We start from the raw sequence: 14,162 nt of genomic DNA, 5'->3' as shown, positions 1-14,162 counted from the left end.
ATGAAAACTTTTACAATTGTGGTACCTGTATACCAGAATGCTCAAAATTTGGAAGTTACAATTCCACGACTACTTAAGCTGACAGATAGTATTCTTACTAAGCTTAATATAAAAACCAAACTAATGTTTGTTGATGATGGCTCAACTGATAGTTCGTATGAGATATTGCGTAGATTTTGCACTCAGTATAAAGAACAAATTGAAGTTCTTAAGCTGTCAAGAAACTTTGGCCAAACTCCCGCGATTCAAGCTGGTCTTGCACATTCAAAAAGTGATTGTACAGGTATCATATCAGCTGATTTGCAAGACCCACCAGAAATTTTTATTGAAATGCTAACCAACTGGTTGGAGGGTGAAAAATATATTATTGCAGAAAGAGTGGATAGGGTGGAAAATTTCACTCACAGATTCATTTCTAGCCTTTACTGGCGAATGGTTGCCAAGTATAGCATGCGTGGCTTTCCAAGAGGTGGGTACGACTTTTGTTTGGTCGATAAACAGTTAGCTAGTTTAGTTAGCCATACTCAAGAAAAAAATACTTCTATTTTCCCACTTCTTTTTTGGTTTGGGTTTGAACCAAAAGTGCTCTCTTATCAAAGACAGCTTAGAGATAGAGGAACTTCAACGTGGACATTTGTAAAAAAAGTTAGAATAACGATAGATACACTTATCGGCTTTACATATCTTCCAACTAGAATGATATCTTTTAGTGCAATTAGCACCTCTTTTTTAGCTCTTTTGTATACGTTTTATGTGTTAGGTTTTTGGTTACTAGGGGATGGTAGTGCGCCAGATGGTTGGACGTCAATTGCATTGCTTATACTAATCATTGGTGGTGTTGTTTTATTTGGCCTGGGAGTTATTTGTGAGTATTTGCTAAGAATTTTAGATGAGGTTAGAAGTAGGCCAAATTTTATTGTTGAGTCTCACTTAAACCATAAGGGAAATATAAATGAGGCTTGATTTTTCTGATGGAGATATATATATAGTAGGAACTGTATTATTTACTGTAATAAGTCAATTGATAATAAAGTGGAGAATGTCATCTGTTTTTAATAATATTCCTAACTTGATATCAGATAGGGTTTTATTTTTCCTTAAGGTTTTTTCAGATCCTTTCATAATTATCTCTTTGGCTTCTATATTTTGCAGCGGTATTTTTTGGATGATCGCAATGACAAAGTTTGAGTTAAGTAGTGCTTACCCTATTGTTGTGGCTGGACTCATGCTTACTACAAGCTTTATCTCCATCATACTTTTTGGAGAAGATGTTAATTTGTGCAAGATTTTAGGCATACTCGTATCATTGTTGGGTATATTGATTCTTTATATGGGGCAAAAATGAAAACAGATAGCGACGGGATTCATATCTATCATGAAGATATATGCAAATCACACCAAGATTTTGATTCTAAGCACTTAGATAATCTTTATAGCGCTGAAAATCGTCTTTTCTGGTCAATTGCACGCAAAGAGTACATCTTGGGAAGATTCAATACATATGTTCCTAGGAGTAGTGACGTTATTGAAATAGGAGCAGGTACAGGGAATGTCTCAAGAATGTTACTATCTGAGGGGTTCTCTAATATATCTGTTGGCGAAATGCATCTAAATGGCCTTAAGTATGCAAAAACATATGGGATAGAAAACTGCTATCAATTTGATTTACTTAGATCTCCATTTTCTTCTAGATTCGATACAGTTTGTATGTTTGATGTGCTTGAACATATCGAAAATGATAATTTAGCTTTGCGGAATTGTCACAAAATGCTTAGAGCTGGGGGGTGTGTCATTATCACGGTACCATCTCATATGCTGTTATGGAACCGTTCAGATCGTGTGGTAGGACATAAACGAAGATATTCTAAAAGTGAGCTTAAGGATAAAATGTTAGCTGCTGGGTTTGAAATAGTTGAAATTAATTACTTCTTTATATTGTTGACTCCCTTTTTGCTATTACGGAAGCTACTTGATTTGGATGACGGAAGTGAAGTTCGCAACGATGAGAAATTTAAACACATGCATCTAAACAAGTTTTTGAATAAAGTCCTTCTCGGTATTTCTAGGTTAGAACATTGACTAGAACGAGTGCTTCCTAATCTTTTTGGAGGAAGTTTGTTTGTTATAGGCCGTAAAAAATGATTCCTTTTTCAAAACCCACTATTACAGGTAAAGAGCATCAATATATAGAAGATGCCATTAAGTCAGGCCTATTATATGGAGATGGGCCTTTTACAAAAAATGTACAGATTGGTTTGAAGAAAGACTCAGCAGCCCAAAGGTTTTACTTACTCCCAGCTGCACATCTGCACTAGAAATGGCGGCCATTTTAATTGATATCCAGCCGGGTGATGAAGTCATCATGCCAAGTTATACCTTTGTTTCGACTGCAAACGCATTTGTTTTACGTGGTGCAAAAATTGTGTTTGTCGATATTCGTCCAGATACAATGAACATTGACGAATCTCTTATTGAGGATGCGATAACGTCGAAAACTAGAGCAATTGTCCCTGTTCACTATGCTGGTGTTGCCTGTGAAATGGACGTAATTATGGACATAGCTCAGCAACACGGATTGTACGTGATTGAGGACGCTGCACAAGGGATGATGGCATTATATAAAGGTAAGTCGTTAGGTACTATTGGACATATAGGTACCTATAGCTTTCATGCAACAAAGAACTATACATCGGGTGGTGAGGGAGGTTTATTATTAATTAATGATAAGAGGTTTATAGAGCGCGCAGAAATGATTAGAGAAAAAGGCACTAATCGTACTCAGTTTCTCAATGGTACAATAGACAAATATACTTGGGTTGATATTGGTGGTAGTCACTTGCCCTCCGAACTTCAAGCTGCATATTTGTTCGCTCAGTTAGAGGCAGCAGTAGAGGTTAACCATACGCGCCTAGAGCTTTGGGAACTGTATTATAATCAATTGAAGTCATTGGAGTATTTAAACTTTATTGGTCTTCCTAAGATTCCTGATGAAGTTTCTCATAACGCTCATATCTTTTTTGTGAAAGTGAAAGAGCCCAGTATGCGAGATCGCTTAATTGCATACTTGAGAGAAAACCTAATACAAGCCACGACGCATTATGTCCCCCTGCACTCATCACCATTTGGGAAAATCAGCTCTATTGTTCATAATGATTGCAAATCAACCGACTATGAAAGCCGGGTTATTGTGAGATTACCTATTTACCATGGGCTATCTCAGGAGGATGTACTCAGGGTTTGTTCAGTACTTAAGAAATTCTTTGCTTTCTAAAGCATATATAATTTGCTCTTTAATGCTGTGATATCCCCAAATTCATAAGTCTTTCCATAGGGGTAGTCTAGAAGCTTATATCAAGCTTGTTCACAAAATCTGCTTCAATACTCTATCCGCCTTAACTCGAGTAATTTGGCGGATCAGCTTTTGCGCGGCTTCTGGGTAATCCTCAGCTTTCTCTAACTGTCTGTAGGTACAAATGAGTTGAGTATGCTGCAGGATGTTTTCTACTTCTTTTTCAAATTGTGTTTCTAGATGTTGGTGCTTATCTTGGATGAGAATGGCATTTTCTAAATCCAAACTCCAAGCTCTTGGATTTAAGTTACTGCCAGTGATCAGCATATAGCGTTTATCAACCCAAACTCCTTTGAGGTGAAAGCTGTTATTGTCGTGTTTCCACAAATGGATAGAGAGTTTACGACTTGCAATGTGCGCTTCGTTGGCTTTGGCAAATAGGCGCAAATTTCGCTCATACAGGTAAGGTAGCCCGCCAATTGTTTTGAATTCTTCCTCGGGGGAGATGTAAAAGTCATTCGCCGTCTTATCACCCACCACTATGGTTACTTTTACTCCGCGTCTAATCGCTTTTTTTACTTCTCTGGCAACGCTGCGAGGAAAATTAAAATAGGGAGTACAGATGAAGATCTCTTCTTTTGCTTGCGCGAGTAGTTGATTAACCGTTTGGTTAAGTTTGTTGCGCTTTTTACCCACGCCCACAAGAGGTGTGAGTGCAACTTGGTCTTGAGAAATAGTTTGTGGTTCGTATTGATAGCTGGCTTTTGCCAGTGAAGCTCTTAACTGCCGGATCTGAGTTCTGATTTGCTTGGTGTTAGGTTGGCTTGGAGAAGAAAGGTCATGAACCGCTGGATGTTCGATCATTTCTGTTTCAATAAAGCGGACCATGCTATCGGCAAGAGATTTATTATTCAGTACCTGATAGCGGTCAAAGCGGTAGCGTTCATTATAATTAAGGTAGATGTTATTGAGACTTGCGCCGCTGTAGATTACTTGATCATCAATAACAAAACCTTTTAGATGCAATACACCAAATACTTCTCGGCCTCTGACTGGAACGCCAAAGATAGGGATTTGATGAGTGTATTGCATGGCGAAATTCTTATACATAGTAGCATTGGTTTCACCAGGCTCTGCACCAATCAAGCCTCTTTGTGCTCTGTGCCAGTCAACACACACTTTGATGTCGAGCCCAGGGTTGTTTTGTTTTGCTTGGTATAGCTCGGTTAAGATCTCTCTTCCTGCTTCATCATCTTCTAGGTAAAGAGCGACGAGGTATATTCTTTTACTTGCCTGACGAATCGCTTCAATTAAGCGAATTCGAAAGTCTTTGGCTGTAAACAGTGTTTCTAACTGTGTTGGGTCTTGGGCCAAAGTAGGAAGTTGGTCGAATAAGTTCCTGCGAGTCATCATGTTGGACTAAATGCCTTTACTGAAAATGGACAAGGATAGTAGCAAAATGTGTTAGTGGTTCCTAGCGGTCAGCTCTTAGTTCTCGCTGCACAATTGTAAAACTTGTTCTACCGGTGAGGACGTAAGCTAATTTCACCACCAATGAAGGTTTCAATCCCACATTCGGTTTCAAGAAGCACTGCGCCTTGTTCATTTATACCGCGTGATATACCAGTGATTTCTCTTTGTCCCATGATGAGCTTGACCGGGCGGTGAATAAAATTGTCTAAGCGATTCCATCTATCAACGAAGCCTTGCATGCCTTGTTGCTCGTAGTCTAATAACGCCCGATTTAACGTTTGAATCATGGTTATTGCAAGTTGATTGCGGTCAATATCTTTATGACCTGCGACCTCAGATAAACTTGCCCAAGGTTGGGTGATTCCCTCTGTTTGCTCTGTCATCATAAGATTAAGACCCATGCCTATAATAAGATTGGCCGCGCCTCCTGCCTGCCCAGACATTTCGACCAAAATACCTGCCAATTTGCGATCCTGGTAGTACAGATCGTTTGGCCACTTTAGCTTCACCTCTTTGAGATTAAGCTGTTCTAAAGCTTCAACTATCGCAACACCAACAACCAAGCTTAATCCCATTGCCGCCGCCATACCGGCATCGAGTCGCCAGTACATAGATAGATATAAGTTAGTCCCAAAAGGAGAAATCCATTCTCTGCCTCTTCGGCCGCGGCCTTTTAGTTGATACTCAGATAAACACACAGAACCTGAGTCCAATCTATTGATATTATCAAGTAAGTACTGGTTGGTAGAGTCAATAATGGGTATAAGCTCTACATGGTTGTTTGTTTGGGCTTGTATGATATCTTGATTAAGCAGTTGCATGGTATTGGCTAATTGATAGCCCTTACCTTGGACTCGAAAAATATCGACCCCCCATGCCTGTATGCCCTTGATATGTTTGCTGATAGCGGCTCTTGATATGCCAAATTTCTCGCCAAGGTCTTCACCGGAATGAAATCCTCCTTGAGATAATGACTTTAATATCGAAAGTTTAATAGAATGCTCTTTCATTATAATGTCTCTATCAAGTTAGCTAAATTTGTTTCTGTGTGAGAGCCAATAAAGCGCACTTCATGCTCTAGTTGAATTTGGAATTTTTTAAACACTTCGCAATAAACCTTAGCGGCAAGTTTTACCACATCATCACTGCTAGCTTTGCCTTTATTAACCAGAACAAGCGCTTGTTTTTTATGGACCTCAGCACCTCCAACAGTAACACCTTTGAGTTGGCATTGATCGATTAACCACCCAGCTGCAATTTTTACCCCTTGTGGAGTGGAGTAGGCGACTATGTTTGGGTATTTTTGTTGAAGCTTTATAAAGTGTTGCTGAGAAATAATGGGATTTTTAAAAAAGCTTCCAGCGTTGCCAAGCTTTGCAGGGTCGGGAAGCTTTTCACTGCGAACTTGGCACACTCGTTCAAAGACTTGCTTCGCGGTGAGCTCATTGTTATCTAAGGTTTGAAGAGGACCGTATCCAGTATTGGGCTGCCAATTTTTAGCGAGCTTAATGCCTATCGCTACTATTACGACTTGCTGGTGGAGATCATGTTTAAACACTGAATCTCTATAACCAAACTGGCACTGCTTTGCGCTAAGCCTTTTAACCTCGAAATTTTTCAAGCACAAAACATCGACGTATTCACATAAATCTTTAAATTCAACACCATAAGCGCCGATATTTTGAATGGGCGCAGTGCCAGCACAGCCAGGAATGAGCGCAAGATTTTCTAATCCCAAGTAGCCTTGTTCGATAGTCCATTTGACCAAGTCTGGCCAGTTTTCACCACCTGCTATGTGTAAATGCCACGAGTCAGTAGTTTCGGTAACCGTTTTCCCAAGTAATTGGTTGATTAGCACAACGCCTTGGTATGGCCGAGTAAAAAGCACATTACTGCCTTTGCCAAGCATTAATTTGGGTAAGTTTAACCATTTTGGGTTCTGGTAGACGTCTTTAATATGGTCAACGGTTTTCACTTCCACTAAGTATTGACAGGTTTGTTCTATCGAGAATGTATGAAAACCGCTAAGGTCAGCATTGGCTAAAATTTGCATTGGATTTATCGAGTAATCTAAACTGCCTTCATTCTACCCCAATTTGCAGTTTGGTGATAATGAGTCCTATCCAGATAGAAGTGTTAGATCCTATAAAGCTCCCACTAGTATCTCGTTTATATAAGACTTACTACCCTTCAGGGAAAGCAAAAAAAGATGAACTGATACTAGTTGGTTACTTTGAAAACCAACTTACCTCGGTAGTGAGGTTGAGAAGCGTCGATCAGTACCGCTTGCTAACAGGGATGATGGTGATCCCTGAATATAGAGACAAGGGGTTTGGGCACCAGATGATGAGCTACTGTGAGGAGCGGGTGTTAACTAATCAAGATTTCTGCTTTGCGTACCAGCACCTAGAGTCGTTTTACAGTCAACATGGTTTCAGAATACTTGAGATACAACAACTGCCTAATTCTTTGAAGAATCTTTTTGAGCGATATAGCAGGACTAAAAAACTTGTCCCAATGCAGTATACGTCTCATTCGTCAAACTAGAAGAGCGAATCGTTTGATATAGTAGAGATTTCAAGCATAATGTTTATGCTTGAAGTTTAGTAACGGCCAAGTAGCTCATGTCTGTCATAATGGAGGCTTCCCCCCCCTATTTAAGTAGCGGTGAGCCTTTGTTGGGTGCCCTATTTCTGTAGTTGGAGGTTGGATATTTAAGAGAGTTTTGGGTGCACTATGCACCTATAGAACACTATTTAATATTACAATTGGAATGCAATTAATGTTTTAGTTAATTAAATGTAGAGGGTTACTGGTGAGAAATCAAAAATATGCTTCAGTTGCTCAGCAGCAATATATAGATCAATTTCCTGCTTCGTTTCGAAGTAATGATGACGTAGACTTGAGAGAGCTATTGAAAGCACTTTGGAGTGGCAAATGGATAATCATTGTCGTGACCTTGGCGTTTTTGATAGGCGCTACCATGTTCATACTCAAACAGCCAAAGATATACCAGTCTCAATCTTTATTTATTGTTGAGGATAGTTTCTACGGCTCCAACAACTTGAATGAAAGAATTTTTCGACCTCAGTTCTTTAGTGGTAGCGAACTTAAAAATCTTCTTCTATCAGACATTGGTGAGAGTGCATTGAAACTTCAAGACGTAACCTTATCGTATAAATCAGCAAATGAAATCATTTTAATATCTAACACTTCTGAGGATCCCCAAGCTGCGTTTGATAGTGTGACTTTGTTTTCGAATACTTTGAATCGGGTGCTGAAAATAAATGAACTGGATAAGGTAAAGATATCGATTAAAGCGCTTGCTAGCCAAAGTAAAAATGTGCCGGAGAAGACTAAAGATTATCTAGACGAATTGTTAGCACAGCTGCTTTTCAAAAAAGCATTATTAGAAGTTCCGGATTCAAAACTAGTGAGGCAAATAAGTGAGCCATCTATACCAACCTCACATATCAAGCCTAAACGTACGTTAATTGTCGTCTTAGCTACGCTATTTGGTGTTATGTTGGGTGTTGCTATTGCTTTGGTTCGCTTCTTCTATTTTCGTTGTGAAGACGATTAATTTGAATATGCTGTGATGAAAAGATGGCGACAACAATAGCCGCCATCTTTTGGGTTAGTTACTCATTGGTCTTTGGAACCAAGGTGAGCGGGCGTCTGTTTCGTCAAATAGGCTATGCTTCTTGCGTAGCATCTGACCGCCATCTCTGGTGAGAGGCTCCCAGCTTATTACCGCGCGATTGGTACTTGGCTTAACCGTGAGTATGTCGAATGGAATAGAGAGATAAAAACCTTTGTTGTAACTACCTTCACCATACTCGTCGGCGGTTAGATCTGTTTTTGTTGCATAAACACCAACTATGATCCCAGTATCGAATTGCTTTGACACATCAACTCTCGCACCTACGTCACCTCCCAAGAATTTACCTGCGCTGACTTTAATCAAAGTACTATCAAGGAATGACCAGGTCGGCATATAGTAGCCAGTCACATGCCCTGTAGTTCCACGGCTCAAGACATAGGCTTGGCAAGAAGGAATTCGAGCGTCACATTTTGCTTCATCATAAAAGAAATAGTCATCTTGATATACGCCGAACCAAGAATCAGGGTCCCTTTGACTAACGACATTAAAGTCTACTCCAAGTGCCCAGTTGGTGTTGAGAGGGCGGTAGAGAACTTCACTACCCACACCAGCAAACATCATTTCTAGATAGCCGCCATACATTTGGGTGTAAACTTCTTCCATTGGCTGTTCAAACCAAGTTAGCTGGAGGTTTTGTAGTCTTACTGGATTATCATCGACATAGGCACGGAACATGGTTCTAACCCTAGGTGTCGAGTAGTTTCTAACGTGAGGAGAGTTTTCGACGTAGTTAAACTTATCGTAGTTATCAACAAGATTGAAATACAAGGAGCCGCCTAATTCCAAATTGTCAGTGAGCCAGTAGTTGGACTTAGCGCTTAATCCTATGCTGTATAGATAAAACGACTCAGGTCCACCAATGCTTTGCTGCAATACTGGGTCGATACCATAATCCCAATTGTTTTTACTGGTAGCCACTCTTACTTTTGAAGACTGCTCAGGTTCTGAATATGACAGACTGTCTGCTATCTTGGCATCTGGGGATTGGTAGTTAGATGCATCAACAAAGACTTTCCTATCAACGCTTGTTTGAGTTAGATCCATGCCGTTCTTTTGCTCAACAATTTGGATGACTTGAATCGATTCATTAGCATGGTGAGTCAGTATGGTGGCCGCTCTATCAACCGCTTGCTCTCTATCTCTGTATTTGACTTGCTCACCTTTAAGTGTAATCACGTCTTTATCTACAGAAATGGAGTTGTTGTTATAGCCAGCATTTTTCTCGATCTGCTCCGCTACTTGCTGCCAATCTGTGTCGTCCACTGTTGGTCTCAATTGGCCTTGAGGGTAGATCTTATCTTCATCTCGCCAGTTTGGCTTAATGTCATTAAAGTTAGCGTATAAATTTAGACCAAACACTACCGTGTTTCCACGCTGATAGCTTAGCTTGGCATCTCCCCAGTCTCCCAGTCGATAGTTCATGCCGAAGTTCCATGGCGTGCTTTGCACCATGGGTTTAGACGCATTTCGTGTGTTGGGAAAATCTTCAGAGTAGTCGTTACCTTCATATTCGACTTTAAGACGCAGTGGCTCATAAGGTGTTTGATATTCTACGCCGCCAAATAGAGCAGATGGCCCTTTAAACCAACGCTGAGTATCGAATTCACCGCCACTGCCGTTAAAATCGCTTGGCCTTGTGCAATAGCTATCGCTCAGTTTACAGGCTGGGTTGGAAATATTTCCGCTTTGTCCTAGGTAACCCCAGCCTAAACCCAATGTGAAATCTAAACTGCCAAATCGCTTAGTCGCAGCAATATACTCGCCATCAAACAAGCCTGTGCCGGCAAAATCTCTCACACCAATGGAGGTTTCGGGGAGATAATAGCCTTCTTCTAACAGCCTAATTTTAAAATCAACGCCTCTGTCTGTGTAGAGGTTATCACCACTATAGCTAGCGTCGCTACTGAAAGGAACGTCTGGTACGCGGGTATAGCGAAGCGTAGTTTCTAACCATTCCATCAGTTGTAGAGATACCATATAGTGCTGGTAATCATTACTCATGGTGAGGCCGACATTAAATTCCCCTTCTTTTGCCATTCGCCCTGTCGGTGTTTGCATTAAGCCTGTACCGCCAAAGTCGGATTGGGATACTTTCCAATCTGCAGAGGTGTCAGACCATGTTGCACCAGATAAAAATAGGCATAGAGGGGTAACAAAACTCAGAGTACTACGTGTGTTCATTAGATACTTCTTCTCATGCTGATGAGTTTGATAATGTCTTTTTCAAGGGAACGGATGAATTGAGACCCAGAGTCAAAACCGACAAAGATAACTGTGCTTGGTGATAAATGTGTCTGACTATTATTCCAGTAAGCGTAACCACTTTTTGTCGTGTGTCCGTCAGGATAGATTAGCCATACAAAGCTTTTGTCTGCGCCAGCTAATGGCTGAGCAATATTGATTGCATCAGAAAGTGATGGAGAGTTAGAAATATCGATCTCTGAAGGTTTCTCAACCAAGCCTTCTATATAGGAGAAGTGGTTGCGCTCTGGAAATGCTAACTCATATTCTCCTGATAATTTCGGGTCTAAATTATTTTTTATACGGATTTCATCGTAATCCAAGGGAATGAATAATCGATAGCCAACTTGCCAGCTTTCAATCTGTTTGATTAACGCATTCGCGAGCACGGCATTTTCGCCCTCTAACTGGTTAAGCCGTTTTATGACACTTTCTTTTAACTCAATAGCTTTGTCTAATTGAGCTTTATCAAAGATTTGGTTGGCGATAAAGTAGGAATCACTGTAGCTATTGGTATTCTCTTTGACATCTTGAATAACTTGGCTGAGCCGTGCGGGATTCTTGTATTCAAACAGCACACTCTGCTGTGGGACTTGAACTATCAGCTTGTTTGCGAAAGCATTGATAGATAGAAATAAAGCTAGCAAGGCTAGGATACGTGAGAGCATAGAATTTTAGCCTATGTAGGATTTTAGAATTTCGAGTTCAATCATGAGATGTTCAGGGATGGCCCACTGAATGCTCTTTACGACCTTGCCTTGTTCATCTACCCAGAATGTATTTTGATAACTCTGGTTGTTTTGATCTGGAGTTATAATTTCGGTAACTTTCTTAGTATTTTTTTGCCAGATGAGGGAAGTGAGAAACTCTTTACCTACCACAGACGACTGAACACTTGCTTCTTGCTGTAAGTGATACCCTGGTTGCCAGTCGTAAGAGATTTTCCAATAGTCCGACTCTGCTTTGGGTTGATAATAAGACTCTGAGGTGGTGACATTAAGTAGGTTATAGTTTGGCAAATGGAGCGTTTTCACTACACGGCCATTTTCTGTAACTATCATCGCGCCATCAGATGAGAGCCATTTTAATCTTGTGTTACCAGTATCTGTATTAGTTTCAGCAAAGGCTAAGACCATGAAAACTCGCGGTCCATTGTTTACTCGTGCATAAATGCTGGCATAAGGTAGCGCTTCGACCTCATCTTTAGTCATATGAGTATCGGGTAAGCCTGAATATGCTTCTTTAATGGTTGCGCCAGTATCTTTTATATACTGACTACAGCCTGTTGTGGCAGCAAAAAACAGAACGATCAGAATTCGGAAATGATTCATGGTAACTACATTTATTTTATTCGGGTGTTCCGAGGGGTTTTAGTGGGGGTATGAAAACACCCTGAAAGATTTCTTCAGGGTGTGTAAGGTTGCAAAACTATCTTGAAGTTCCGTCTGTACCGTTTGTTCCGCTTGTACCATCATTGTCGCTAGCTGCGGCAATAGCTACTGCTGTGATAGCAACGGCACCGACAGTTACTGCAGTTGCGGTTACAGTGCCAGTAGCAGCGGTTGTGGCTGTTGAAGCACCAGCTGCACCACCTGATGTAGCTGCTGGAGTGGTTTCTTCTCCTGCGGCTAGAGCGTTTGCAGACATACCAAGAGCACAAAGAATTGCAAGAGCGGTATTTCTCATTGTGAATTTCCTCCAAAAGTAAATATAAAAGCGCTTGTGGAGCGTATAAAGAAACACGCTCCATATAATTCTATGAGATACTTACAAAGATGTAAAAAGAATTACGCTTATAAAACAACTATTCTTAAATAAAGATCACTAATAATTATTCTGATACAGATAAATTGTCAAACCTTATTTTTAATTTTCACCCCGGGCGAGATGTAAAAGACATATAATCTTTTTCTAAATGAAGACCTAACAAAACATGTTAATATTTGCTTTATTTTTGCGCTCTTTTTCTGTCGTTGAACTGCTCATGAACTTTTTCCTTATGGAGCAAAGATGGGGTAAAGTACAATCATTTCATATTCTTAGTTGGGAAAGGGATGCCACCTAAAGGCAATCGCTAGCCTATGTTATCTATTTGTTTCTTTTTTTTGAGAAACTCCTTTTATTTTAAATTTTTTTGTTGACATTTAAACAAAAAAAGGATACTATTAGCGGTTAAAAATCACACTAAGGTCAATAGTATTTTACTATTCATATGAATGTAATTGATATCATTTGCCTTGGTTTGTGTTTTTTTTGTTAATTAGATGTTGCGTGGTGGTTTGTGGGCTTTGCCCCTATTCCAGTAAGATTTGATATTTGCTTATACGATTTGGCTCACAATGAAGATTAAGATAAACCGTTGTTTAATTGCTTTGCTACCTATAATTCTGGGTGGCTGTGCTGTACCTGGTTCTCATTTATCAACCAGCGACAAAAATTTAGTTTCTCACACTGCTGATAGTCAAATCGACAATCTTTCTGATGTTGTAAACCTATACCCGCTCACAGCCCAATCTGTGTCCCGCTATCAGGTAAAAGAGCATTTGACTCCTCAATCTAACCCAGAACTTGATACAGAAATCGCCAAATATCAGTACAAAGTGGGAATTGGCGATATATTAAACATTACTATTTGGGATCACCCAGAGCTAACAATACCGGCGGGTTCTTATCGCAGTGCTTCGGAGGCAGGTAATTGGGTTCACGCTGACGGAACGATTTTCTACCCGTACATAGGTGTTGTTGAAGTGGCTGGTAAAACGGTTGGCGAGATACGCCTAGATGTTGCGAAACGTTTAGCGAAATATATTGAGAGCCCGCAAGTTGATGTCAATGTCGCTGCATTTCGCTCGAAAAAAACTTATGTAACGGGCGAGGTTTCAAAACCTGGCCAGCAAGCTATTACTAATATCCCACTGACTTTACTTGATGCCATTAACCGCTCTGGCGGCCTTGCTGAGAATGCCGACTGGCGAAATGTCACCCTTACCAGAAACGGTGTTGAAGAGCATGTTTCTCTTTACGGACTCATGCAAAGAGGGGACTTGACGCAAAACAAGTTGCTACAAGCTGGTGATATTATTCATGTTCCTCGTAATGATGGCCAGAAGGTTTTTGTTATGGGAGAAGTCAATGAGCCAAAACTTCTTAAGATAGATCGTGCTGGTATGACGCTCACGGAAGCATTAAGTAGTGCAGGTGGTATCAATGAGCTGTCTGCGGATGCAACTGGCGTTTTTGTTATTAGGGCATCTGATAATAAATCAGAGAGGATGGCAGATGTATATCAACTTAATGTGAAAGATGCATCTGCATTAGTCGTTGGTACTGAGTTTGACCTTAGCCCATACGATATTGTGTATGTTACTGCTGCACCAGTGAGTCGTTGGAACCGCGTATTAAAGCAGTTCTTACCGACCATTAGTGGCTTTAATGAATTGACCGAAGGTGTACTGCGTATCCGCAATTGGCCATAAACTTTATTGGTAATGTTTA

The 14,162-nt window shown here is 40.4% G+C and carries 13 protein-coding genes and 1 pseudogene; 7 read left to right on the top strand and 7 right to left on the bottom strand.

Annotation, left to right across the window (positions count from 1 at the left end):
- From AAFM34_RS01715 to rffA, 4 genes and pseudogenes are all read left to right on the top strand, one after another.
- Positions 1–963, top strand: a complete 963-nt coding sequence (locus tag AAFM34_RS01715) for a glycosyltransferase family 2 protein (RefSeq protein ID WP_341659330.1) — start codon at positions 1–3, stop codon at positions 961–963.
- Positions 953–1,345, top strand: coding sequence for a hypothetical protein (locus AAFM34_RS01710; RefSeq protein WP_341659328.1), 393 nt, complete (start codon positions 953–955; stop codon positions 1,343–1,345). Before AAFM34_RS01715 ends, AAFM34_RS01710 begins: the two co-directional genes overlap by 11 nt.
- A complete protein-coding gene (locus AAFM34_RS01705; protein ID WP_341659326.1) occupies positions 1,342–2,079 on the top strand; it encodes a class I SAM-dependent methyltransferase in 738 nt (245 codons plus the stop codon). The genes AAFM34_RS01710 and AAFM34_RS01705 overlap by 4 nt, the downstream gene beginning before the upstream one ends.
- A 59-nt stretch (positions 2,080–2,138) precedes the next feature.
- Positions 2,139–3,271, top strand: a pseudogene (rffA, locus tag AAFM34_RS01700) (dTDP-4-amino-4,6-dideoxygalactose transaminase).
- Between the two features lie 90 nt (positions 3,272–3,361).
- Here rffA and pssA read toward each other — a convergent pair.
- The 3 genes from pssA to murB all read right to left on the bottom strand — a co-directional run bounded on the left by pssA (position 3,362) and on the right by murB (position 6,815).
- The gene (gene pssA, locus AAFM34_RS01695; protein WP_341659324.1) at positions 3,362–4,702 is read right to left on the bottom strand and encodes a CDP-diacylglycerol--serine O-phosphatidyltransferase; all 1,341 of its coding nucleotides are present in this window, start codon (positions 4,700–4,702) and stop codon (positions 3,362–3,364) included.
- Positions 4,703–4,809: 107 nt separating this feature from the next.
- The gene (gene birA, locus AAFM34_RS01690) at positions 4,810–5,772 is read right to left on the bottom strand and encodes a bifunctional biotin--[acetyl-CoA-carboxylase] ligase/biotin operon repressor BirA (protein WP_341659322.1); all 963 of its coding nucleotides are present in this window, start codon (positions 5,770–5,772) and stop codon (positions 4,810–4,812) included.
- Entirely contained in the window at positions 5,772–6,815 is a 1,044-nt protein-coding gene (gene murB, locus AAFM34_RS01685; protein WP_341659320.1) for a UDP-N-acetylmuramate dehydrogenase, read from the bottom strand. Before murB ends, birA begins: the two co-directional genes overlap by 1 nt.
- A gap of 59 nt (positions 6,816–6,874) precedes the next feature.
- Here murB and AAFM34_RS01680 point away from each other — a divergent pair, with 59 nt between their 5' ends.
- Together AAFM34_RS01680 and AAFM34_RS01675 are read left to right on the top strand one after the other, a co-directional pair.
- On the top strand, positions 6,875–7,309 hold the full coding sequence (locus AAFM34_RS01680; protein WP_341659318.1) for a GNAT family N-acetyltransferase: 435 nt from the start codon (positions 6,875–6,877) through the stop codon (positions 7,307–7,309).
- 268 nt (positions 7,310–7,577) lie between these two features.
- The gene (locus tag AAFM34_RS01675) at positions 7,578–8,345 is read left to right on the top strand and encodes a Wzz/FepE/Etk N-terminal domain-containing protein (protein WP_341659316.1); all 768 of its coding nucleotides are present in this window, start codon (positions 7,578–7,580) and stop codon (positions 8,343–8,345) included.
- A 54-nt stretch (positions 8,346–8,399) separates the two neighbouring features.
- On the opposite strand, the gene AAFM34_RS01670 is transcribed toward AAFM34_RS01675, so the two are convergent.
- From AAFM34_RS01670 to AAFM34_RS01655, 4 genes are all read right to left on the bottom strand, one after another.
- Entirely contained in the window at positions 8,400–10,607 is a 2,208-nt protein-coding gene (locus AAFM34_RS01670; RefSeq protein WP_341659314.1) for a YjbH domain-containing protein, read from the bottom strand.
- Positions 10,607–11,335 carry a capsule biosynthesis GfcC D2 domain-containing protein gene (locus tag AAFM34_RS01665; RefSeq protein ID WP_341659313.1) on the bottom strand — a complete coding sequence of 243 codons (729 nt, stop codon included), beginning with the start codon at positions 11,333–11,335 and terminating at the stop codon, positions 10,607–10,609. Before AAFM34_RS01665 ends, AAFM34_RS01670 begins: the two co-directional genes overlap by 1 nt.
- A 6-nt stretch (positions 11,336–11,341) precedes the next feature.
- Positions 11,342–11,998, bottom strand: a complete 657-nt coding sequence (locus AAFM34_RS01660; protein WP_341659311.1) for a YjbF family lipoprotein — start codon at positions 11,996–11,998, stop codon at positions 11,342–11,344.
- A 97-nt stretch (positions 11,999–12,095) separates the two neighbouring features.
- Positions 12,096–12,353: a hypothetical protein gene (locus AAFM34_RS01655; protein ID WP_341659309.1), complete on the bottom strand. Its 258-nt coding sequence runs from the start codon at positions 12,351–12,353 to the stop codon at positions 12,096–12,098.
- Positions 12,354–13,006: 653 nt separating this feature from the next.
- Here AAFM34_RS01655 and AAFM34_RS01650 point away from each other — a divergent pair.
- Complete coding sequence (locus AAFM34_RS01650; protein WP_341659307.1) at positions 13,007–14,143, top strand: polysaccharide export protein; 1,137 nt, start codon at positions 13,007–13,009, stop codon at positions 14,141–14,143.
- Positions 14,144–14,162: the final 19 nt, after the last annotated feature.

The sequence above is a fragment of the Vibrio sp. genome, from assembly GCF_038138445.1.
GTDB lineage: Bacteria > Pseudomonadota > Gammaproteobacteria > Enterobacterales > Vibrionaceae > Vibrio.
Note: the sequence above shows the minus strand (reverse complement) of the source record. Positions and strands in the feature narration are given on the sequence as shown.

Bases quoted from the DNA above. Each gene is read 5' to 3' on its own strand.
- AAFM34_RS01680 (WP_341659318.1), top strand. From the start codon at position 6,875: ATGAGTCCTATCCAGATAGAAGTGTTAGATCCTATAAAGCTCCCACTA.
- AAFM34_RS01670 (WP_341659314.1), bottom strand. From the start codon at position 10,607: ATGAACACACGTAGTACTCTGAGTTTTGTTACCCCTCTATGCCTATTT.
- AAFM34_RS01705 (WP_341659326.1), top strand. From the start codon at position 1,342: ATGAAAACAGATAGCGACGGGATTCATATCTATCATGAAGATATATGC.
- birA (WP_341659322.1), bottom strand. From the start codon at position 5,772: ATGAAAGAGCATTCTATTAAACTTTCGATATTAAAGTCATTATCTCAA.
- AAFM34_RS01710 (WP_341659328.1), top strand. From the start codon at position 953: ATGAGGCTTGATTTTTCTGATGGAGATATATATATAGTAGGAACTGTA.
- AAFM34_RS01665 (WP_341659313.1), bottom strand. From the start codon at position 11,335: ATGCTCTCACGTATCCTAGCCTTGCTAGCTTTATTTCTATCTATCAAT.
- AAFM34_RS01655 (WP_341659309.1), bottom strand. From the start codon at position 12,353: ATGAGAAATACCGCTCTTGCAATTCTTTGTGCTCTTGGTATGTCTGCA.
- AAFM34_RS01650 (WP_341659307.1), top strand. From the start codon at position 13,007: ATGAAGATTAAGATAAACCGTTGTTTAATTGCTTTGCTACCTATAATT.
- pssA (WP_341659324.1), bottom strand. From the start codon at position 4,702: ATGATGACTCGCAGGAACTTATTCGACCAACTTCCTACTTTGGCCCAA.
- murB (WP_341659320.1), bottom strand. From the start codon at position 6,815: ATGCAAATTTTAGCCAATGCTGACCTTAGCGGTTTTCATACATTCTCG.
- AAFM34_RS01660 (WP_341659311.1), bottom strand. From the start codon at position 11,998: ATGAATCATTTCCGAATTCTGATCGTTCTGTTTTTTGCTGCCACAACA.
- AAFM34_RS01715 (WP_341659330.1), top strand. From the start codon at position 1: ATGAAAACTTTTACAATTGTGGTACCTGTATACCAGAATGCTCAAAAT.